This is a genomic window from Pseudomonas sp. M2 (genome assembly GCF_015751845.1).
Lineage (GTDB): Bacteria > Pseudomonadota > Gammaproteobacteria > Pseudomonadales > Pseudomonadaceae > Aquipseudomonas > Aquipseudomonas putida_E.
In genome coordinates this window covers 1,489,584-1,510,935 of record NZ_JADOUD010000001.1, presented here as the reverse complement: position 1 = coordinate 1,510,935, position 21,352 = coordinate 1,489,584, and the positions used below count along the sequence as shown (strand labels likewise).

The 21,352-nt window shown below is 63.4% G+C and carries 22 protein-coding genes; 12 read left to right on the top strand and 10 right to left on the bottom strand.

Annotated elements, in window-relative coordinates; translation table 11 throughout:
- The 6 genes from IWW33_RS07105 to cpaB are packed head-to-tail and all read right to left on the bottom strand — an operon-like array spanning position 1 to position 6,433.
- A complete protein-coding gene (locus IWW33_RS07105; RefSeq protein ID WP_115273589.1) occupies positions 1-888 on the bottom strand; it encodes a type II secretion system F family protein in 888 nt (295 codons plus the stop codon).
- A gap of 2 nt (positions 889-890) precedes the next feature.
- Positions 891-1,772, bottom strand: a complete 882-nt coding sequence (locus IWW33_RS07100) for a type II secretion system F family protein (RefSeq protein ID WP_115273590.1) — start codon at positions 1,770-1,772, stop codon at positions 891-893.
- Positions 1,769-3,025, bottom strand: a complete 1,257-nt coding sequence (locus IWW33_RS07095; RefSeq protein WP_115273591.1) for a CpaF family protein — start codon at positions 3,023-3,025, stop codon at positions 1,769-1,771. The genes IWW33_RS07100 and IWW33_RS07095 overlap by 4 nt, the downstream gene beginning before the upstream one ends.
- Positions 3,022-4,212, bottom strand: a complete 1,191-nt coding sequence (locus tag IWW33_RS07090; protein ID WP_046784783.1) for a pilus assembly protein — start codon at positions 4,210-4,212, stop codon at positions 3,022-3,024. Before IWW33_RS07090 ends, IWW33_RS07095 begins: the two co-directional genes overlap by 4 nt.
- On the bottom strand, positions 4,209-5,468 hold the full coding sequence (locus IWW33_RS07085) for a type II and III secretion system protein family protein (RefSeq protein ID WP_046784784.1): 1,260 nt from the start codon (positions 5,466-5,468) through the stop codon (positions 4,209-4,211). Before IWW33_RS07085 ends, IWW33_RS07090 begins: the two co-directional genes overlap by 4 nt.
- 17 nt (positions 5,469-5,485) lie before the next feature.
- Positions 5,486-6,433 carry a Flp pilus assembly protein CpaB gene (cpaB, locus tag IWW33_RS07080; protein WP_196914258.1) on the bottom strand — a complete coding sequence of 316 codons (948 nt, stop codon included), beginning with the start codon at positions 6,431-6,433 and terminating at the stop codon, positions 5,486-5,488.
- Positions 6,434-6,727: 294 nt separating this feature from the next.
- Here cpaB and IWW33_RS07075 point away from each other — a divergent pair, with 294 nt between their 5' ends.
- Together IWW33_RS07075 and IWW33_RS07070 are read left to right on the top strand one after the other, a co-directional pair.
- Positions 6,728-6,907: a Flp family type IVb pilin gene (locus IWW33_RS07075; RefSeq protein WP_046784786.1), complete on the top strand. Its 180-nt coding sequence runs from the start codon at positions 6,728-6,730 to the stop codon at positions 6,905-6,907.
- A gap of 48 nt (positions 6,908-6,955) precedes the next feature.
- Entirely contained in the window at positions 6,956-7,366 is a 411-nt protein-coding gene (locus IWW33_RS07070; protein ID WP_115273593.1) for a response regulator, read from the top strand.
- Positions 7,367-7,435: 69 nt separating this feature from the next.
- On the opposite strand, the gene IWW33_RS07065 is transcribed toward IWW33_RS07070, so the two are convergent.
- Positions 7,436-7,783: an HPF/RaiA family ribosome-associated protein gene (locus tag IWW33_RS07065; protein WP_012312780.1), complete on the bottom strand. Its 348-nt coding sequence runs from the start codon at positions 7,781-7,783 to the stop codon at positions 7,436-7,438.
- A gap of 274 nt (positions 7,784-8,057) precedes the next feature.
- Here IWW33_RS07065 and IWW33_RS07060 point away from each other — a divergent pair, with 274 nt between their 5' ends.
- From IWW33_RS07060 to IWW33_RS07035, 6 genes are all read left to right on the top strand, one after another.
- Positions 8,058-8,363, top strand: coding sequence for a DUF3649 domain-containing protein (locus tag IWW33_RS07060; protein ID WP_046784788.1), 306 nt, complete (start codon positions 8,058-8,060; stop codon positions 8,361-8,363).
- The gene (locus IWW33_RS07055) at positions 8,360-9,940 is read left to right on the top strand and encodes a PepSY-associated TM helix domain-containing protein (protein ID WP_174142252.1); all 1,581 of its coding nucleotides are present in this window, start codon (positions 8,360-8,362) and stop codon (positions 9,938-9,940) included. The genes IWW33_RS07060 and IWW33_RS07055 overlap by 4 nt, the downstream gene beginning before the upstream one ends.
- Positions 9,934-10,260, top strand: coding sequence for a DUF3325 domain-containing protein (locus IWW33_RS07050; RefSeq protein WP_174142253.1), 327 nt, complete (start codon positions 9,934-9,936; stop codon positions 10,258-10,260). Before IWW33_RS07055 ends, IWW33_RS07050 begins: the two co-directional genes overlap by 7 nt.
- Before the next feature lie 55 nt (positions 10,261-10,315).
- Positions 10,316-10,813, top strand: coding sequence for a sigma-70 family RNA polymerase sigma factor (locus IWW33_RS07045; RefSeq protein ID WP_223255085.1), 498 nt, complete (start codon positions 10,316-10,318; stop codon positions 10,811-10,813).
- On the top strand, positions 10,810-11,790 hold the full coding sequence (locus IWW33_RS07040) for a FecR domain-containing protein (protein ID WP_119688293.1): 981 nt from the start codon (positions 10,810-10,812) through the stop codon (positions 11,788-11,790). Before IWW33_RS07045 ends, IWW33_RS07040 begins: the two co-directional genes overlap by 4 nt.
- 117 nt (positions 11,791-11,907) lie before the next feature.
- The gene (locus tag IWW33_RS07035; RefSeq protein ID WP_174142254.1) at positions 11,908-14,298 is read left to right on the top strand and encodes a TonB-dependent receptor; all 2,391 of its coding nucleotides are present in this window, start codon (positions 11,908-11,910) and stop codon (positions 14,296-14,298) included.
- Here the strand turns inward: IWW33_RS07035 and IWW33_RS07030 are convergent.
- On the bottom strand, positions 14,295-15,170 hold the full coding sequence (locus tag IWW33_RS07030) for an AraC family transcriptional regulator (RefSeq protein WP_046784794.1): 876 nt from the start codon (positions 15,168-15,170) through the stop codon (positions 14,295-14,297). The genes IWW33_RS07035 and IWW33_RS07030 overlap by 4 nt on opposite strands.
- Before the next feature lie 216 nt (positions 15,171-15,386).
- On the opposite strand from IWW33_RS07030, the gene IWW33_RS07025 reads away from it, so the two are divergent.
- The 4 genes from IWW33_RS07025 to IWW33_RS07010 all read left to right on the top strand — a co-directional run bounded on the left by IWW33_RS07025 (position 15,387) and on the right by IWW33_RS07010 (position 19,193).
- Entirely contained in the window at positions 15,387-16,283 is an 897-nt protein-coding gene (locus IWW33_RS07025) for a DMT family transporter (protein ID WP_174142255.1), read from the top strand.
- An 89-nt stretch (positions 16,284-16,372) separates the two neighbouring features.
- Complete coding sequence (locus IWW33_RS07020) at positions 16,373-17,893, top strand: glucosyltransferase domain-containing protein (RefSeq protein ID WP_174142256.1); 1,521 nt, start codon at positions 16,373-16,375, stop codon at positions 17,891-17,893.
- A complete protein-coding gene (locus tag IWW33_RS07015) occupies positions 17,887-18,258 on the top strand; it encodes a GtrA family protein (RefSeq protein ID WP_115273600.1) in 372 nt (123 codons plus the stop codon). The genes IWW33_RS07020 and IWW33_RS07015 overlap by 7 nt, the downstream gene beginning before the upstream one ends.
- On the top strand, positions 18,255-19,193 hold the full coding sequence (locus IWW33_RS07010; RefSeq protein ID WP_174142257.1) for a glycosyltransferase family 2 protein: 939 nt from the start codon (positions 18,255-18,257) through the stop codon (positions 19,191-19,193). The genes IWW33_RS07015 and IWW33_RS07010 overlap by 4 nt, the downstream gene beginning before the upstream one ends.
- A gap of 40 nt (positions 19,194-19,233) precedes the next feature.
- On the opposite strand, the gene IWW33_RS07005 is transcribed toward IWW33_RS07010, so the two are convergent.
- Complete coding sequence (locus IWW33_RS07005; RefSeq protein WP_046784799.1) at positions 19,234-20,208, bottom strand: D-glycerate dehydrogenase; 975 nt, start codon at positions 20,206-20,208, stop codon at positions 19,234-19,236.
- Between the two features lie 108 nt (positions 20,209-20,316).
- Positions 20,317-21,264: a LysR family transcriptional regulator gene (locus IWW33_RS07000; protein ID WP_046784800.1), complete on the bottom strand. Its 948-nt coding sequence runs from the start codon at positions 21,262-21,264 to the stop codon at positions 20,317-20,319.
- Positions 21,265-21,352: the final 88 nt, after the last annotated feature.

The following is a 21,352-nucleotide window of genomic DNA, read 5'->3' as shown; positions in this document are numbered from 1 at the left end:
CTAGGGGCCCAAGGCCCGCGTCAAGGCGGAAAATCCCGGCCCGGCCAGGACGATGAGCAGTGCCGGGAAGAGGAATACCATCATCACCGCCGACATTTTTGCCGACATTTTCGATACCCGTTCCTGCATGCGTGTCAGGCGCCGGTCATCGAGCAGGTCCTTGAGCGCGAGCAGCGATTTCATCGCACCACTGCCCTGTACCAGCAACTGTTGAAGGATCACGCAGGTGTCGATGAACTCATCCACGGCCAGTACCCGGGCGCTCTTTTCCAGCTCCGGGCCGAGCGCCAGGCCCGAGTCCACCCGTTGCAGCACCTGGCGCAACTCTTCGCTGATTTCGGGGACCAGCGCCTGGCCTTCCTGGCTCAGCACGCGCAGTGCCTGCTCTACGGCCAGACCGGTCTCGAAGAGAATGCGCAGCAGCGGAATCATCAGGCTGACTTCCTGGGCGATACGCTGCTGGCGCCGTCTGGCGGCAACCGCCAGCAAGCGCTTGGGCAACAGGTAGCTGGCACCCAAGGCGCATAACGGCCAGACCAACCAGTGCGTGCCTTCACCGCCTAGCACGCCTTGCTGCAGGATCAGTGTCAGCACGACCGCCAGCAGCGGCAGCCCCAGTTGCATGGCAGCGAACAGCGCCCGCTGGCGGCTGCGGCGCCAGCCGACACGGTCAAGCAAGGCTTGGGTTTCCCCGTCGAGTTTCTGCAGGCGCCGCCCCAGCGGGCTACTGCCCAGCCAGTGCAGCCAGTCCCCCAGGCGCTCCTCGCGCGTCAGCCGCCCCTGCAGCCTGCGAGCGACCAGGTAGCGGGCACGCAGCTGCCGGGCGGCCTGCACGCCAAGCAAGCCGGCGGCGATGAACAGGCACACGGCGCAGAGCAACAAGGCCATGGTCAAAGGCTCCTCATCATGCGCCACAGCACCAGGCAGCCGACCACCTGCAGGGCGAAGGCGAACAGCAGCATCATCTGGCCGCTGCTGTCTTGCCACATGGTCAGCAGGTAGTGCGGATTGGCCATCAGGAAGTAGCCGACCATGCACAGCGGCAAGGCACCCAGGACCATCGCTGTGATGCGGGTTTCGCCGGTCATGGCCTTGAGCTGACGGCTGCCTTGTTCGCGCTCGCGGATCAGCTTGATCAGGTTCTCCATCAGCTCGCTGGTATTGCCGCCGTAGCGCTGGTTGATGCGCAGCCCCATGGCGAACAGACGCAGCTCGTCCTGGTTGTAAAGCTCGGCCAGTTCGTTGACCGCATCGTCCAGCGGCACGCCCAGCTGTACGTTGCGCCGTACCCGGGTCATGGTCGAGCGCAAGGGCTCGCGAGAGCCGTCGATACCACCAAGGACCGCATCATTGAGGGTGCGCCCGGCCTTGAGGCTGCGCACGCTGTAGTCCAGCAAAGCGGGCAGTTGTTCGACAAGCTGGTGCACGCGCCGTCGGCATAGCCAACTGAGGGTGAAATAGCCGAGCAGCGGCAGGCCGACCAGCACCATCAGCCCGGCCACCCACCCGGCCCCCAGCAGCGCCACCAGTGCCAGGCCGAGCCAGGCCAGCAGCCAGCGCTGCGGTTGCCAGTCGGTTGCGCCAAGCCCGGCACGTTGCAACAGCGGCTCGAGCCAGGCGCGCCGTGCATTGCCGCTGCGGACCAATTCAAAGGCCCGCCCCAGGCGCTGGAGAATGCGCTGTTCGCTGCGCTTGTACAGGCCCAGGCGAAACAGCATCAGGGAGACGCCCAGCAACAGGGGCGCCAGCGCCAGCAGCAGGGGGCCGGTCATTGCACACCTTCATGGCGCAGTTTGCTGCCCGCGGGGTTCGGCGCCTCCCGCAGAAACACGTCGCCGCCGCGGCGGTCGAGGCGGAACAGGGTATTGGTCACATACACGTCGTCACGCACGCCGACCACTTCCAGGATTTCACTGACGCAGCGGCGACCGTCGGGCAGGCGGGTCAGCTGGATCACCACGTCCAGTGCCGCGCAGATCATCTGCCGCAAGGTCTTCTCGGCGATCTGCCGCCCGCTCAGGCCAACCAGGGTTTCCAGGCGCAGCAAGGCGTCCTGCGCGGTGTTGGCGTGCACCGTACTCATCGAGCCGTCGTGGCCAGTGTTCATCGCGGTGAGCACGTCCAGCACCTCGGTGCCGCGGATCTCGCCGAGGATGATACGGTCCGGGCGCATGCGCAGGGCATTGCGGATCAGCTCGCTGGCCTTGATCTCGCCGTGCCCCTCGGCATTTGGCGGGCGGGTTTCCAGGCGTACCACGTGGGGATGGTGCAGTTGCAGTTCGGCGACGTCTTCGATGGTCACCAGGCGCTCGCGCGGGGCGATCATCTGGCTGAGGATGTTCAGCAGGGTGGTCTTGCCGGTGCCGGTGCCGCCGCTGACCAGGATGTTGCAGCGCCGACCCACGGCGCGCTCGAGGAAGTCGAAAATGTGCTGGTCGATGGCACGGGTGGCGAGCAGGTCGGCACTTTTGAGCATGTCCTGGCGGAATTTGCGGATCGACAGGCACGGCCCGTCCAGGGCCACGGGTGGAATGATCGCATTGACCCGGCTGCCGTCGGGCAGGCGCGCGTCGACCATCGGCGACGATTCGTCCAGCCTGCGCCCGAGCGGTGCAAGGATGCGTTGCATGACGCGCTCGACGTGTTGGGCATCGATGAAACGCAGGTCGGTCTGTTGCAACTGCCCGGCCCGCTCGACGAACACCCTGTGCGGCCCGTTGACCAGAATCTCGGTGACACTGGCGTCCCGCAGCAGCACCTCCAGCGGCCCGAACCCGGTCAGCTCGTCGACCAGTTCTTCGGCCAGGCGCTCCATTTCGTAGCGTGACATTGCCAGGCGCAGGCGCGCCACGTAATCGCCCACCTGCTCCAGCACAAACTGCGTCAGTGCCGGGCGCGCGCCTTCGAGCAGGTTGCGGCCGCTGTCTTCGATGGCATCGATGGCAAAGCGGTGCAGTGCACGCTTGAGCGCATAAGGGTCGCCCGTGGCATGGTGGGGGCCGCCGAAGGGTTGGTCGCCGTTCATTTGCTGCCCCATAGCCGACGCAGCCAGGTAAAGGCCGGTGGCGCAAGGTTTTCCGAACGCTGCGCCAAGCGCTCACCCAGGCCGCGCAGGGCTTGGGTAAGGTTTTCGCGCGGGGCCAGTTCGAACAGGCTCAGGCCCTGGTTTTTCACGTTCAGCCGCACCTCGGGGCTGTCGGGCATGACCTTGAGCAGCGGCAGCGCATAGCGCTTGGCCAGGCTCTCGGCATCCGGGGCGACATTGCCCAGGTAGCGGTCGACCAAGAGGCTGGCATGCTCCAGCTTGATGCCATGATCGCGCCACAGCTCCAGCACTTCGAGGTTGCGCCGGCAGTCGAGGATGTTCTGGTCGGTATAGATGATGAGCTTGTCGCAGTGGCTGATGATGGTGCGCAGGGCTTCGCTGTCGGCATGCCCGGTCAGGTTCACGACGATGTGCTGGAAGTGCTGGCGCAGTGCGCTGAGCAGCATGTACAGCTCGGCGGCACTGGTCTGGCGCAGCGGGTCATCGTTTTCGGCAAAGGTCAGCAGGCGCAGGCCTTTCTTGTCGCGGGTGAAAGCACTGTCGATCAGGGTGGTGTCGAGCCGGCGCAGGTGGCGCAGGGCATCGCCGAAATAGAACGACGCCTCCAGCCCCAGCAGCGCCAGGCTGTCGCCACGTGGCATGCCCAGGTCCAGCAGCAGGGTCTGCTGGCCGCTTTCCTGTACCACCCGCGCCAGGTGCGTGGTCAGCAAAGCGCCGTCGGCACCGGTCTGCACACCGTACAGCACGGTCAGGCCGCCCAGGCTGGGGTTGTTGGTGACGGTGGGCATGCGCTTGCCCAGCCGCCGGACCAGCCCGGCCACTTCACTGGCCCGTGAGCCGTAGGCGACGAAATCGCGGGCGCCGGCACGCATGGCGTGCAGCACCAGTTGATTGTCCATGCCATCGCCCAGAGCGACGATCGCCAATAGCGGCTTGGCTTCAAGCACCCCCTCGATCAGTGCGCACTGATTGACCAGTTGCTCACGGTCCAGGCCGATGAACACCAGGGTGCTGAAGGTCGCATTGATCAGCGCCAGCAGTTCGTCGAGGCTGCCGCCACTGGCGCCGATCACCTGGCCTTGGGGTGCCAGCGCGCTCTGCAGCCACTGCAGGTCTTCTTCATTGCGGGTGATGCCCAGAAAGGTCTGGTTGAGGCTCTCGTTCATCGTGATAACCCGCTTTGGCCATCGAAGTTGCCGTTTTCCATGAAGAACAGCCGGCCCCAGCTGGGGTCGTAGGTACGCAACCCTTCGCCGGGCAGTTCCGGCAGGCGGGCATTGGCCGCCAGCGGTTGAACCAGGTGCGGGGTGACGATCATCAGCAACTCGGTCTCCTCACGTATCAGGGCCGATTGCCGGAAGAACGCGCCAAGGATCGGCAGGTTGCCCAGGCCGGGGAGCTTGTCCACGGCGGAGCGGGTGTTGTTGCCGACCAGGCCGCTGATGATGAAACTCTCGCCATCGGCCAGGGAAATGCTGGTATCGGTGCGCCGTATGCTCAGCCCCGGTACGCTTGTGCCGCCAATGGTCACCGCGTTGGTGTAATCCAGCTCGCTCACTTCAGGTGCTACCTTCAGGGTAATGCGGTCGCGGCTGATCACGGTCGGCGTCAGTGCCAGGCGCACGCCGAACTCCTTGTACTCGATCGAGAAGTTGTCACTGCCGGCGCTGGGCACCGGGATCGGTATCTCGCCACCGGCCAGGAAGCTTGCAGTCAGGCCGCTGAGCACGGTGAGGCTGGGGCGCGCCAGGGTGTAGGCGAAACCGCTGTTTTCCAGGGCATTGATGGCCGCCAGGAAGCGGCTGCTGCCGCCGCCCCAGACGATGTTGAACACCCCGTCGTTGAGCGGGATCTGTGGCGAGGTGACAGGCACGGCGCCCGGTGTCACCGAAGTGCCTGGCACGGTACCCGGCGATCCGATCAGGCTGTTGTTCGAGCCGCTGAAAAACAGCCGGGCGCCGGCTTCCTTGTACTTGGTGCGGCGCACCTCGACGAAGCGGATATCGGCCTGCACCTGGCTTGGCAACTCCGGATCCAGCGACGGCGGCAGGCCCGTTTCGGCCATGGCGGCGCTGGCCTGGCCTTTGACGAACAGCATGGCCCGGTGTGGCGCCGGTGCGCAGGCTGTCCACAGCATGAGCGTGGTATTGCCCTGGCCCACGGCCGTCACCAGCACGGCGCGGTCACCGCTGGGTTGCACGTCGGCAACCTTGGGGTCGCCGACGGCGGCGCGGGTGATCGCCAGCGGCAAGCGCAATTCTTGCTGCAGGCCTTGGTCGATTTCGATCACTGAAGGCAGCTGGGCAAATGCTTCGCAGCCGTTGCTGGCGGCATGGGCCTTCGGCAGCAGCGCAACCATGAGCAGGGCAAGGCACGCGAGGCTGAAGAACCGTTTTGAACTGCAACGCTCGGAACTACGCATACTGCATCCTTGCCTTGTCAGGGGGTCTTGTTGGCGTCCGCGGCCTGTGCGCCACGGATGATCTGCATGCTTGCAACGGCTGCAGCGGTTGAGGCGGTTTTGGCCAATGGCGCCTGGGAAAGCTGGCTGAACCGATAGAGTTCCCGGTTGATGCTTTCTACCTGCGGTTGGCTATCCGCTTGGGCCCAATAGCGGGCCAGCCGCTGCTCGGCGGCACTGCGCACGGCCAGGCGCAGGGTGCCGACCTGGGCTGCCAGCATCAGGCGGCTGGCCAAGGCTTCAGGGACTGCCAGCACCACGGTGCGGGTGCTTGCGAGGTTGCCTGGGGTCGCCTGCTCGCGTCGGGCCTTGAGCTCCTCGGCGGTCAGTGCCGGGCGGCCGTCATTGGTAACGCCCATCTGTTCCCCGACGCTCAGCACGCGCAGGGCCGGCAGCACGACCTGGGCAGAAGACTGCGGGTTGTTGGCCTCTTCGCGCAGGTACAGCAGCACGTCGACAAAATCACCCGGGTACAGTTGCCCGGCGGCGCCGACCACGTCGTCCACGCCTACCGCAACGGCCCGCTCGTGGGCACGGATCATCCGTGCCAGCGGTCCGCCGGGCTGGAAGCTCGACTCGTCCAGCCAGCTACCTGCGGCCAGTGGCCTGGCGCTGCTGCGTCCGATCACTTGGTCCACTTGCTGGAAGGCACCGGCAGGGACTACCTGCAAGCGCTCGAGCAGCACGTCGTCTGCGGTCAAGGGCGTATTGGCCGGCAGCGCCTTGCGCAGCACGACGATGGGGAAGCGCTGCGGCTCGGGCGGTTGCGGGGTGGGCGCTGCAACCACCGCAGGCGGCTGCTCGGCGGCGGGGGCTACCGGCTGGGGGGGTGCAGGGGGGCGGCTGAGCACGACCCCCCAGTATCCCGCGAGCAGTGCGCCGAGCAGGAAAAGGGCAGCCAGAATCATGGTCAAGCGACTGCTCATGGCTGGCCTCCGTGCACGCGTCGAGTGGTGGCAAAAAGTCACTATTTCGCTATTGCACGGTAGCCCACCCATCGCCATTCGCCATTAGGCGCTCGGCTTTTTTTGTAGCCAGAACGTAAACCCAATTAAAACAGTCGGTTGTTGAAATAAAAGGATCTAATTCTTTTGGATTATCACCTGATGACTAATGCTTTTTTATATTTGCAGACGGCTCCAGCTTGGCAATCCTTTGATGGCAAACAGGCGTCACTTTGACACCATTGTCGCCGGCGAGTTCGCCGCAAGGAGCTGGTCATGTTGCTGAAACAGGTCATCCTTCACTGCAAGCAATTCCTGCATCGCAAGGACGGTGCCTCGGGTATCGAGTACGCGGTCATCGCGGCGATGGTGGCGGTGGTATTGGCCGGGTTCGTTCCCGGGATCTCCGGCAACATCAGTACCATGTTCACCGCAATCCAGACGGCCCTGAACTAGACCAATAACAGGCGATGTTTCGTCGGACCGGATCAACAGGAGCCGCACATGCAGAACTCTCCCTCGCGTCAGCAGATTCTTCTGGTCGATGACGAGGAAGAGCACCTGCTTGAGTTGGCCGAACTCCTCGACAACGAGGGGTACTACTGCCACACGGCAGGCTCGGTGAAAGCTGCCCTGCAACTGCTCACCCGTTATCCGGACGTTGCCTTGGTCATCACTGATCTACGCATGCCGGAAGAAAGCGGCATCGGTTTGATCCAGCGCCTGCGCGACCATACGGCCCGGCAGCATTTGCCGGTGATCGTCATGTCGGGGCACGCCGGTGCGCAAGACCTCAGCGACCTGCTGCGCCTGCAGGTGCTGGATTTCTTCCGCAAGCCCATCTATTACGCACGGTTGCTGGAGACACTGGACAACCTGTTCCCGCAACCACTGTTGCAGGTTGCCAAGTACTGACTCAACTGGACGAAGGTGAAAACGAAAACGCCCGGCACATGGCCGGGCGTTTTTGCTTACTGGCAAGGGTCAGGCGTCGGGATCGCTCAGTTCCAGTACGCCGCGCTTGCTGCGCAGCTTGCCGTAGAAATGATCCAGCGCATTGTTCAGCTTGCTGGCGGCTCCATCCACCGCCTGGTCCAGCGAAGCGGCGGTATGGGTCACGGAAATCGGTTGATGGCCTTTGGGGCGAGCCTCCATCTGGCAGCGTTTGTCATGCGGCCCGGGCTTGGCGCCGTTCTCGTCGCGCAGGTGCACCTCGATGCGGGTGAGGTCCTCCTCGTAACGTTCGAGTGTGGTTTGCAGCGTACTGCGGACCCACTCGTTGAGACGGATGTTGCCTTCGATATGGTTGCTGCTGTTGACCTGGATTTGCATGATTCAATCCTTATTCAGCTTGCTCGCATGGAGGCGTGCCTAGGCCCTTGAGGCCCTTGGAAATTCTTCGCCTCTTGACTCTAAGGTCAGGCAACCGAAGCCTGAATTCAAGCCCTTCGTGAAATAAATTTTCTGTTGCAATTAACCCCGCAGAGGCTACCGGGCAGCCCTTTGACTACATAAGACCGGTTAAAAACCCAAAGTCTTTCAGACTTTGCTTATGCGAATTGAAATCATTACTATTGCAGCCCCCAGAGTTTCCCGGACCTCCGCCATGAAGCGCAATGCCGCCGGACTGCCCCTCAGCTACCGCCTGGCCGTGACCTCACGCTGCCTGGCAGCGGTGCTGGGTGGGTACCTGCTGGCGTCCATGGCCAGTGTCTGCATCACCTTGCTGGTGCCGTTGGCGCAAGTCGACGCGGCCATGACCGGCATGATGCTGTCGTTCGTTTTCTACCTGTTGGCCTTCATCTGGTGCTTTGCCTGCCGCAGCGCCTGGCATGCCTGGCTCGGCGTGTTGCTGCCGAGCCTGCTGCTGGGGCTGATCAACGGGCTGGCCTATTGGATGAAGAACCCATGAAGGGCGGTTTCCGCCAGGCGATGGCCTGGCTGCACACCTGGACCGGGCTGATTTTCGGCTGGCTGCTTTTCGCAATTTTCCTGACCGGCACACTGTCGTATTTCAAGGAAGAGATCAGCCACTGGGCACAGCCCGAAGTCCGCCGCCACGCGCTCGACCCGGTGGCCAGCCTGGGCCTGGCCCAGCGCTACCTGGAGGCCAACGCGGCGCACTCGGGCAACTGGATGATCCGCTTGCCCAGCGAGCGCGAAGCCGCGTTGAGCGTCGGCTGGCGTGACCCTGCCGGCGGGCGCCGTGGCTTTGTCAGCAAGCAACTCGACGCCCAGACCGGGCAGCCAGTAGAGGCCCGTGACAGCCGCGGCGGCGAGTTCTTCTACCGCTTCCACTTCCAGCTGCAGATGCCCCACCCCTGGGGGCGCTGGCTGGCGACCTTCTGCGCGTTCATCATGTTGCTGGGCCTGGTCACCGGCATCATCACCCACAAGAAGATCTTCAAGGAGTTCTTCACCTTCCGCCCCGGCAAGGGCCAGCGCTCGTGGCTGGATGGGCACAACGCAATCGGTGTGCTGGTGTTGCCGTTCCATCTGATGATCAGTTACAGCAGCCTGGTGATCTTCATGTACATGGTGATGCCGGCCAGCATCATGGCCAGCTATGGCGGCACTACCAACGGCTACTTCAACGACCTGTTCGGCCCAGAGGAGGTGCCCAAGGTGGCCAACGTCGCTGCGCCACTGGTGCCGTTGGCCGGCTTGTACGCCAAGGTTCAGGCGCAGGTCCCCGGTGCCCGCATGGGTTACATCCAGGTGCACAACCCGGGCGACCGCAACGCTCGCGTGAGCTTCGCCCAGGCTTCGGCCGACAACATCGCCTACAAGCGCAGCGCCAACTGGATGTTCGACGGCAGCACGGGCGAGCTGCTGAGCCAGGGGGCACCGGAAAGCGCTGCGATGATGACTTCGTTCAGCTTCGTCGGCCTGCACATGGGCAACTTCGCCGGGCCCTGGTTGCGCTGGCTGTACTTCGTGTTCGGGGTGGCGGGTACTGCGGTCATCGGTACGGGCCTGGTGATGTGGCTTGGCAAGCGCCAGCTCAAGCATGCCAAGCGCGAACGCATGCCCGCTGAGTTGCGCCTGGTCGAGGTGCTCAACATCGCCAGCATGAGTGGCCTGCTGCTCGCGGTGGCCGGCTTTTTCTGGGCCAACCGCTTGCTGCCTGTGGCGCTGCAAGGGCGGGCGGACTGGGAGGTGAACACGTTCTTCGTGGCCTGGCTGTTGTCGCTGGTACATGCCGTGCTGCGCCCCGGGCGCCGAGCCTGGGGCGAGCAGCTTGGGTTGGGCGCGCTGGCCTTCGCGCTGCTGCCTTTGCTCAATGCACTGGCCACCGGCCAGGGGCTGAACCACAGCGTAGCCGCCGGCGACTGGGCGATGGCGGGCCTGGACCTCACGGCACTGGGCACCGGCCTGTTTTTGGCCTGGGCCGCAGGCAAGATGCTGCGTGCTCCGAAGGCTGTGGCCAAGCGTGAGCCCCGGGTGTCAAAGGCAGCGGCTGAAACGGTCGAGGTGAACGGATGCTGAGCGTCGCCCTGATCGGTTTTGCCGGGTTCGCCGCCTTGTGCCTGGCGATGGAAAAGCACTTCAGCGACCTGCTCGGGCGCAAGCCTGCTGTCGGCCAGTTGCGCAGGCTGCGTATGGCGGGTTGGTTGCTGCTGCTGGCATCGCTGTTGCTGTCGGTGCACCTGCGTGGGTGGGCCCATGGCTTGGTGGAGTGGGTCGCTGTGTTGATGGCCGGGGTGACCCTGTGGGTCTTCGCCTTGCCTTACCAGCCGCGCCTGTTGCTGGGGCTGGCGGCGACCAGCCTGGTACTGGGCCCACTGCTGGTCATATCTGGCGGGTGATGCCTTGATCGAACCTGACAGCGACAGTACGCGCGCACGTTTCGTCCAGGTCTTCATGGCCCAGCGCGCACGCATGGAAGCCCTGGTCAGCCGTCGGGTAGGCTGCCGCGCCACTGCATCGGACCTGGTGCAGGAGCTGTTCTTGCGCTTCTGGCGCCGCCCCGAGGTCAAGGTCGAGGCGCTGGATACCTACCTGCTGCGCTGCGCCGGCAACCTGGCCATCGACCATCTGCGCAGCGAAGGCAGCCGCGAACGCATCGCCGAAGCTTCGCTGCAACTGGATGAGTGCTCGGCCCAGGCACCGGAGCAGGCCCTTGAGGTAGACCATGACCTGCAGCGCATCGAAGCGGCGCTGCGCGCCCTGCCCGAGCGCACCCGGCAGATCTTTTTGCTCAACCGCATACACGGCTGCAAGTACGGCGAAATCGCCAAGGCCATGCAGCTGTCCCAGAGCGCCGTGGAAAAGCATATGATGCGCGCCCTCCAAGCGTGCAAGGCCAGTGTTGCCGAACCCGCGACCCCGATGCGCAGGCCAGGGAGCGCCCGTCGATGAGCCATTCAGACTTGACCACCGCCGACCCGTCGCACGCTGCACTGCATTGGCTGGCCAGGATCAACGAGCAGCCTGAGGTAGCGCACAGTGCGGCGTTCAAGCGCTGGTTGCTGGCCGACCCCAGGCACCTTGAAGCCTATGCCCAGGCCCAGGCGCTGTGGCACAAGAGTGCGGCACCCGCGGCACGCCTGGCCGAGGAAGAACACGCAGACCTGCAACGATACCTGGATGCCATGGCCAAGGCGCCTGCCCCGCCTCGCTGGCGGCGCGCCCGCGCACTGGCCATAGCGGCCTGCCTGGTGCTTGCCGTGGGCGTTGCCGGGGGCTGGCATCCGGGGTACTGGCTGCAGGACCTGCAGGCCGACTTCAGCAGCACAGACACCATTCGCCAGGTGACGCTGGCTGACCAGTCGCAGGTGACGCTGGATGCGGGCAGTGCCATTGCTGTCGATTTCCAGCAGGGGCAGCGCCATGTGCGGCTGTTGCATGGCGCTGCATTCTTCAAGGTCACGCACACCGGTGACCCGTTTGTAGTACAGGCGGCGGGGGGGCAGGTGCGGGTGCTGGGCACCGAGTTCGAAGTGCGCGAGCAGGCCGAGGGTGCACAGGTCACGGTGCGCAACGGTCGGGTGGCGGTCACGCCGGCTCAGGGGCAGGCCGCCCTTGAGCTGACGGCCAACCAGCAACTGGCCTATGCCAGAGGCCGGGCCGGTGAGACGGCGAGTGTGGACAGCGACAGCCGTCTGGCCTGGCGCCAGGGCTGGGTCAATTACTACCAGGTGCCATTGGCGCAGGTGGTCGAGGACCTGGGGCGCTATTACCCGGGGCGGATCGTGCTGCTCGACGGCGAGTTGGGGCAGCGCAAGGTCAGCGGCAGTTTCCCGGTGCGCGAGCCACTGGCGGCACTGGATTCGCTGGGCAAGGTGATGGGGTTCTCGCGGCAGACGGTTTTCGGCCGGTTGACCGTTATCCGTTAAGCGGCGGCACTGGAAAAATAATTTTCAAAAGCGGATGAGGTAACAGGACGTGACATCCGTGTAATGAGTGGAAGTGCGATTCATTCGCAGTCATCACCCTCTCACAGGTCAGCGTCCATGAAGTTCACCCACCGTTGCGTCCCTCTCTGGCTAGGTTTCTCTGCGCTTTCGGCCTTGGCTGCTGCCCCTTGTGTCTTTGCCGCCGAGCAGCTTGAACTGCACCGGTTCGCCCAGCCGAGCCAGCCCTTGCCCCAGGCGCTCAATGCCTTCAGCCGTGCCACCGGCCAGAGCGTGGTCTACACCTTGGAACTGCCTGCCGTGCAGGCACCGGCCCTGCAGGGTACGTTCAGTGCCGAACAGGCGCTGCAGCGATTGCTGGGCAACGCTGGCCTGACGTGGCGCCGGGTCGATGCCCGCACCCTGACGCTTGAACCGGTGGACACCTCCGGTGCGCTCAACCTGCAGGCCACCACGGTGACCTCGCAGATGGACACCTACAGCTACCAGCCGCCGGCCAGCGCCTCGATCATGCGTGGCCAAGGCCCGTCCCAGGACATCCCCCAAGCCATCAACGTGGTCCCTGCCCAGGTCATCCGCGACCAGGCCCCGCGCAACCTGGATGACGCCCTGGCCAATGTCAGCGGCATCACCCAGGGCAACAATTTCGGTGGCACCTCCGACACGGTGATGAAACGCGGCTTCGGTGACAACCGCGACGGTTCGATCATGCGCGATGGCATGCCCGTCGTGCAGGGGCGCAGCCTCAATGCGAGCACCGAACGGGTCGAGGTGCTCAAGGGCCCGGCTTCGCTGCTGTATGGCATCCAGGACCCGGGCGGGGTGATCAACGTGGTCAGCAAGCGCCCGCAATTGCGGCAGTACAACGCCCTGACCGTGCGCGGCTCGACCTACGGCAGCGGCAAGAACGGCAGCGGCGGTGGGTTCGACAGCACCGGGGCACTGGGCGACAGCAACTTCGCCTACCGTTTGATCGTCGATCATGAGGACGAGGATTACTGGCGCAACTATGGCGTGCACCGCGAATCGCTGGTGGCGCCGTCGCTGGCCTGGCTGGGCGAGGACACCCAAGTGGTGCTGGCTTATGAGCACCGTGAGTTTCTCTACCCGTTCGACCGGGGCACTGCGTTCGGCAGCAACGGCCACCCGCTGGACATTCCGGCCACGCGCCGCCTGGATGAACCCTTCAACGACATGGAAGGCCGCTCCGACCTGTATCGCCTTGAGGTCGACCACCAGTTGGCCGACGATTGGAAACTGCACGCTGGCTACAGCTTCAACCGCGAGACTTACGACGCAAGCCAAGTGCGCGTGACCGGCGTCAACGAAGACAAGGGCACGCTTACGCGCAGCATCGATGGCACCCACAACGCCATGAGCCGCGACCAGTTCGCGACCCTCAGCCTCAATGGCAACGTCGAGCTGGCCGGAATGCAGCATGACCTGCTCATTGGCATTGATCACGAAGACCGCAAGGTATTTCGCGGCGACCTGATTCGCCAGACCGCTCAGTCCACCTTCAGTTATGTGAACCCGGTCTATGGCCAGGAAGTGGAGGGCAGTACGGTGCGCGCCAGCGACAGCGACCAGACCGACAAGCTGCGCACCGAGGCGCTGTTCCTGCAGGACGCACTGCACCTGGACCAGCACTGGATACTGGTGGCCGGCGCACGCTTTCAGCAGTACGACCAGTACGCCGGCCGCGGCCGGCCGTTCAAGGCCAATACCGACACCAGCGGCCAGGCCTGGGTACCGCATGCCGGCATCGTCTACAAGGTCGATGAGCAGTTGTCGTTCTATGGCAGTTACAGCGAGTCGTTCAAGCCCAACTCCAGCATTGCCCCGCTGACCGGCGGTGTGGTGCTGGATTCGTCGATTGCGCCGGAAGAGGGCAAGTCGTGGGAGCTGGGGGCCAAGCTCGACATGCCTGGCAGCCTGACCGGCACCCTGGCGCTGTTCGACATCACCAAGCGCAACGTGCTGGTCTCCAACTTCGACAGCGGTACCGGCGAGACGGTCTACAGCAATGCGGGCGAGGTCAGTTCAAGGGGGGTGGAGCTTGACCTGACCGGACAGCTCAGTGAGCGTTGGAGCCTGATCGGCAGCTATGCCTTTACCGACGCCAAGGTGACCAAGGACCCGGACCTCGAGGGTAACCGCCTGCAGAACGTGGCCAGGCACAGTGGCTCATTGTCGGCGGTGTACGACTTCGGCAGCCTGTTCGGTGGCGACCGTTTGCGTTTCGGTGCCGGAGCCCGTCATATCGGCGAGCGCCCGGGCAACTCGACCAACACCTTCGACTTGCCCAGCTACACCGTTGCCGATGCTTTCGCCACGTACGAGACCCGGCTCGACGAGCACAATGTGCGCCTGCAACTGAACGTGAAGAACCTGTTCGACAAGGTTTACTACAGCTCGGCGGTGAACCAGTACTTCGTTGCCATAGGTGATGCGCGCCAGGTGAGCCTGTCGAGTACCTTCGAGTTCTAGTGGCTGAAGGCGGCGCGATAGTCGCCAGGTGTCGCGCCGACTGCCTGGCGAAAGCGGTTGCTGAAATGGCTGGCACTGGCAAACCCGCACAGCAGTGCAATGTCTCCCAATGGCAGCTGGCCCAGGCGCAGCAGCTGGCAGGCCCGATGCAGCCGGCGGGCCAGCAGGTACTGGTGTGGTGGCAAGCCGAAGCTGGTGCGGAACATGCGTGCGAAGTGATACTCGGAGAGGTTGCAACGCACGGCCAACTCACCGAGGGTGATGGGCTGATCCAGGTGTGTCTCGATGTATTCCACCAGTTGCCGGCGCAGGTTCGGTGCCAACCCGCCTTTGAGGCGTAACCCCTGGCGCAGCCCTACCTGGCTGAGCACGGCGTGATCGACGATCTCGTGTGCCAGGCTGCTGGCCAGCAAGCGCTCGCCTGGCTCTTCCCAGGCCAGGCTGATCAACTGGCGAAAACGCACCGACTGCCGTGGGTCGTCGAGAAATGTCGCTTCCTGCAGTTGCATCTCCCGCGGTTCCCGGTCGAGCAGGCGCACGCAGCCCAGGGCGAATTGCACCTCGCTGATGTACAGGTGCGCCAGGCGGATCTGCCCATTGACCACCCAGTTGGACTCGTGGCCGGCCGGCATGATGCACAATTTGTCCGGCGCTCCTTTGTCGGCTGGGCGCTGGCGGCGAAAGGTGCCGGTGCCGTGGGCGATGTAGCACGACAGCGTGTGGTGGCTGGGCGCCTGATAGTCGCGGGCATCGTCACGGTTGCTCCATAGCGCCGCCGCCAGCCCGTCGCCCAGGTGCGCGCTCAGTTCCAGCCTCGCGTGGGGCGAGGCATGCATGGCGTTGAACACGTGCAACTGGGTCAGTGGGGTCATGAGCTTTTCCTCTGTCGCCATCGTACTGCCGATGCGCCGAGGTGGCAGCTCCCTGAATGCTGAAAAGCGCAAGTTTGTGCAAGCGCACTTCACTGGCCGCAGAGAACACTGATGGCCCTGGCGAGGGCTGCGTCCTCGATCGCCGGCAAGCCAGCTCCCACAGGTTGGCCGCATGGTGCCCCCCGCAATGCATGGTCGTATGCCTAAGGAACCCCCATGAACCTTTCCCTGTACCTGCTCACTGTCCTGATCTGGGGTACCACCTGGATCGCCCTGAAACTGCAATTGGGTGAAGTGGCCATCCCGGTTTCGATCGTCTACCGCTTTGCCTTGGCCGGCCTGATTCTGTTCGCCATCCTGCTGCTCACCCGCCGCCTGCAGCCGATGAATCGGCGCGGTCATCTGCTGTGCCTGGCGCAGGGCCTGTGCCTGTTCTGCGTCAATTTCATGTGTTTCCTCACCGCCAGCCAGTGGATCGCCAGTGGCTTGATCGCCGTGGTGTTTTCCACTGCAACACTGTGGAATGCGCTGAACGCGCGCCTCTTTTTTGGCCAGAGGGTTGCCAGCAACGTACTCGGTGGCGGCGCGCTTGGCCTTCTGGGGTTGGGGCTGCTGTTCTGGCCGGAGCTGTCGCACCATGCGGCAAGCCGCGAAACGCTCTATGGTCTCGGCCTGGCCTTGCTCGGTACGTTGTGCTTTTCGGCAGGCAACATGCTGTCGAGCATGCAGCAGAAAGCTGGCCTCAAGCCCATGACCACCAATGCCTGGGGCATGGTCTATGGCGCCGCGATGCTGGCCGTGTATTGCCTGATCAGCGGTATTCCATTTGCGATGGAGTGGAACACGCGCTATGTCGGCTCGCTGCTGTACCTGGTGATACCGGGTTCAGTGATCGGTTTCACCGCGTACCTGACGTTGGTCGGGCGCATGGGCCCGGAGCGGGCTGCGTATTGCACGGTGCTGTTCCCGCTGGTGGCGCTGAACGTGTCGGCGTTTGCCGAAGGCTATCAATGGACAGCCCCGGCTTTGCTCGGGCTGGTCGCAGTCATGGCGGGTAATGTGTTGGTGTTTCGCAAGCCCAAACCCACGTTGGCAGGTGCTCTGGCACGTTGAGCGCTGCGCAGCAACTGACATAAATGCCAGGTGTTGGCACGGGGTGGGCTGTTTAGACTTGCCCGGGAGCCATTAGCCCGGAAACGTCAATGTCACCATTGCTCCCCTGGAACAAGCGACTGTCGCATCGTCAGGTGCAGCTGCTCTGCCTGTTGGCCTTGGCGGTGCATCTATTGCCGCTGGTGCTTGCCGATTACGCCTATATCGATGATGTGTGGCGCGCCCAGAACGCTGGCCTCACGCCTACCGGCAATGAATCCTGGACGGGGCAGGGGCGCTTCCTGCTCTACCTGATGCATCGCATGCTGGGCTTCTCTGTCGGGGCTGTGAATCTGTTCCCTTTGCCTATTCTGCTGGCTGCCAGCGTGACTGCACTGGCGCTCGCCCGGCTGGTGTCACATTACTTCCCGGCCCCCACGGCGACCTCTGTGCTGGTGGTATTGCCCTTATGGTACAACCCCTTCTTTCTGCAAAACCTGTCGTACCAATACGACGCACCCGGTATGGCGTTGGCGCTGGCTGCATGCGTCTGGGCCATCACGCTGAGTGCCGAGCGCTGGCAGCAGTGCCTGCTGGGCGGCGTGCTGGTGGCATGTGCCGCGAGTTTCTACCAGGTCAGCATCAACGTCTTCGCTGGCTTGTGTTGCCTCGAAATCATGCGTCAGGTGCTCGGCCATGCCGGGTTGCATCAGGTCTGCCGTCATCTTTTCGGCCGGCTGACACAACTGCTCGGCGGGTGCCTGCTGTACTTGCTCACGGCCCATCAGTTCATAGATGTCCCCCGCACCGCGTTGCTGCCTCTGGATGCCCAGTGGTGGCCTGAGCTGTTGCGGCGCCTGGAAGTTATCTTGGGGCACGTGGCGATGTTGATCACGCCAGGAACGGCGTGGGTGTTCATCGGCCTTTCGGGGCTGGCGCTTGTGGCGCTGCTGATCGCCTTGCGTGAGGTATTGGTTGATCCACGCCCTGTATGGGAACGGGGGGTGTTGACGGCTGCGCTGCTGCTGCCCATCCCGGCTGTGGCGTTGCTGGTGTACGGCCTGATGATGGTGTTCGCGCATTTTGACGGTCGCGCACGCCTGTTGATGGGGTTCGGCGTGGTCTTGATGATGCTGGCACTGCTGGCCCATCGGCTACTGTCAGGGCTTGGCGGTCGGCTGAGGTGGCTGCTGGCTATTCCTGTGTTGTTCATGTTGTCATTTTCGTTTGCTTACGGCCGAACGCTGATCGTGCAGAAGGAACTGCAACGCATGGTGACGTCTTCGCTCGCCAATGCCATCCAAAGCCGGCCGCAGTTGTACGAGACCAAGCGATTCTATGTTCTCGACATCGGTAGCAGCGCACGTTGGTTGCCTGCAGCCAGCGCCAGTTATGAACAGATGCCAGCGTTGCGTTATGTCCTGAACATCGATTTTCTGCTGTTGCCTGAGATGATGCCGCGCCTCGGGCTGGTCAACTTCACTACAAATCCCCCGCTCGACCGTGAGCAGGTACTTGCGCGCAGCCATGCAGCGGTGGTGAAGAGCACGTTTTTCGACATCCACCTGGTCGACGGTAACGGCTATGTGCTGATGAAAGCACCTGCCCAGAGCGAGGCCTACCGATGGTAACGACCCTGCGTTTCTACCGGTATGGCCTCATCGGTGTTGGAAATACGCTGTTGCACTGGGCGGTTTTCTTCCTGCTGCACCAGGCTGCCGGGCTGAACCAGGCATCGAGCAACTTGCTGGCATTCGCAGTGGCTGTCAGTGCGTCCTATTACCTCAATGCTCGCTTCACGTTCGCCACCGCGCCGAGCAAGCTGCGTTACCTGGCGTTCGTATCGGGCATGGGTTGCCTGAGCCTGAGCATGGGGGCGCTATCGGACCGGGCTGGTTTGTCACCCTGGCTGACCTTGGTAGCTTTTTCAGCCGTCAGCCTGATCATCGGCTACGGCTACTCGCGGACAGTGGTGTTCAAGCGGAGGCAGCCATGAACATTACCTTGGTCGTGCCCCTGTACAACGAGCAGGACACCCTCGAACGGTTCTATCACACGGTGCGTAACGAGCCGTCTTTACAGGGCGTGGTGGTCGAGATCCTGCTGGTCAATGACGGCAGCAATGATGCCAGCGAGGCCATCTGCGCCGAGTTGGCGGCACGGGATGAATGGGTAACCGTCGTCAATTTCTCGCGTAACTTTGGCAAGGAGTCGGCGTTGTTCGCCGGCCTTGAGTACGCCGAGGGCGACGCCGTGGTGCCGATCGATGTCGACTTGCAGGACCCGGTCGAGCTTATCGCGCAGATGATCGATGTGTGGCAGCAAGGGGCGGAGGTCGTTCTGGCAAAGCGCCGTAGCCGTGCCGCTGACACACGGTTCAAACGGTGGAGCGCACGCTTGTACTACCGCCTGCACAACCGCATTGCCTCGACCCGGATCGAGGAGAACGTCGGTGATTTTCGCCTGCTGGACCGTAAAGTAGTAGCCGCCATCCGCCAGTTGCCGGAGCAGCAGTTGTTCATGAAAGGTGTGTTGTCCTGGGTAGGCTTTCGTACTGCCATCGTCGAATACGACCGGCCCGAACGTACGGCGGGCAACAGCAAGTTCAGCTTCTGGCGGCTGTGGAACCTGGCCCTGGATGGCATCACCTCGTTCAGCACTGTGCCTTTGCGGCTATGGAGTTACGTGGGCGGAGGTGTATCGCTGTCGGCTTTTGCCTTTGCGGTGTACATGGTGATCGACAAACTGCTGTACGGAAACGATGTGCCGGGCTATCCGTCGTTGATGACGGCAGTGCTGTTCCTTGGCGGTGTGCAGTTGATCGGTATCGGAATACTGGGGGAGTACGTAGGGCGGATCTACCAGGAGACCAAACAGCGGCCCCGGTACGTGGTGCGCAAGGTGCTGAGGCGGCGCAGACAACCCACGTGAAGGTTGTCTGCGCAGGCCCTTTGGTGGGACAAACGCGTAATCAGCCCTTCCACACCTGCGGATTCACCAGGTCCTGCGGCCGCTCGCCCAGCAGCGCCGCACGCAGGTTGTCCATTGCCCGGTTGGCCATGGCCTCACGGGTTTCGGCGGTGGCCGAGCCGATGTGCGGCAGCGTCAGGGCATTGGGCAATTTGAACAGCGGCGATTCGCTAAGCGGCTCTTTCTCGTAGACATCCAGACCAGCGCCGCGAATGGTGCCGTTGTGCAGGGCCTCGACCAGCGCTGCCTCGTCTACCACCGGGCCACGGGCAATGTTGATCAGGAAGGCGCTCGGCTTCATCAGCTTCAGCTCGCGAGCACCGATCAGCTTGCGGGTGGCGTCGGACAGCGGCACCACGATGCAGACGAAATCGGACTCTGCCAGCAGTTGTTCGAGGCTGCGGTATTGCGCCCCCAGTTCCTGCTCCAGCGCCGGTTTGCGGCTGTTGCCGGCATACAGCACCGACATGTTGAAGCCGAAGCGGCCACGGCGGGCGACGGCCGCGCCGATGTTGCCCAGGCCGACGATACCCAGTGTCTTGCCGTACACATCGCTGCCGAAGTGCGCCGGGCCGACGGTGGCTTGCCATTGGCCGGCCTTGGTCCAGGCATCCAGTTCGGCCGTGCGGCGGGCGCAGCCCATGATCAGCGAGAAGCCCAGGTCGGCGGTGCTTTCAGTGAGCACATCGGGGGTATTGGTCAGGGCGATGCCGCGCTCGTTGAAGTAGTCGACGTCGTAGTTGTCGTAGCCCACCGATACGCTGGACACCACTTCCAGTTTGGCTGCCCCCTCGAGCTGCGCGCGGCCGAGCTTGCGACCGGCGCCGATCAGGCCGTGGGCTTGGGGCAAAGCTTCATTGAACTGGGCACTGATGTCGCCGAGCTTGGGGTTCGGCACGATCACGTTGAAATCTTGCTGCAGGCGCTCGGCCATGGCCGGGGTGATACGGCTGAAGGCCAGGACGGTCTTTTTCATCGGGCTACTTCCAACGCAAAAGCTACAAGCTACAAGCTACAAGCTTCAAGCCGCAAGAAAAAGCAGCGCGTGCACCAATCTGCTTTTTCTTGCCGCTTGCAGCTGCTTTCAGTTCGCGATCAGCAACTCGTGGGTTTTCAGGTCCGCTTCATGGGCTGCGAGAATCTCTGGCAACGAGTTGCGCAGGTACTCAACCCAGGTCTTGATCTTCGCATCCAGGTACTGGCGCGACGGGTAGATCGCATACAGGTTCAGTTCCTGCAGCCGGTAGTCCGGCATCACCCGCACCAGGCTGCCATCACGCAAACCATCGATGGCCGAGTAGATCGGCAGCACGCCCATGCCCATGCCGCTGCGAATCGCGGTTTTCATCGCGTCGGCCGAGTTGACCTGGAACGGCGAGCTGGTGATGTTGACCAGTTCCTGGCCTTCCGGGCCGTCGAACAACCACTTTTCCAGCGGGATCACCGGGCTGACCATGCGCAGGCAGGCATGCTGCAGCAGGTCGACCGGCTTGTGCGCGAAGCCGTGCCTGGCCACGTACTCGGGCGAGGCGCAGACGATGCTGTAGGTGATGCCCAGGCGCTGCGACACGAAACCTGAGTCCGGCAGCTCGGTGGCCAGCACGATGGACACGTCATAGCCTTCGTCGAGCAGGTCGGGGACGCGGTTGGCCATGGTCAGGTCGAAGGTCACGTCCGGGTGCGACTCGCGGTAGCGGGCGATGGCATCGACCACGAAGTGCTGGCCGACCCCGGTCATCGAATGCACCTTCAATTGCCCGGCAGGCCGGGCATGCGCGTCGCTTGCCTCGGCTTCGGCTTCTTCGACATAGGTGAGGATCTGTTCACAGCGCATCAGGTAACGCTTGCCCGCCTCGGTCAGGGCGATGCGCCGGGTGGTGCGGTTGAGCAGCCGGGTTTGCAGATGGGCTTCCAGATTGGAGACCGCCCGCGACACGTTCGCGGTAGTCGTATCCAGTTGCGCCGCAGCGGCAGTGAAACTGCCAAGCTGGGCTACGCAACTGAAAGCACGCATGTTTTGCAGGGTGTCCATGGGTCACTCTCAAGGTAGAGGGCAAATTGTGTCACGAAGTTAGTTGCATGTGCCTTCGACCAAAGCCGGATTATCGCTGTTTTGGTAA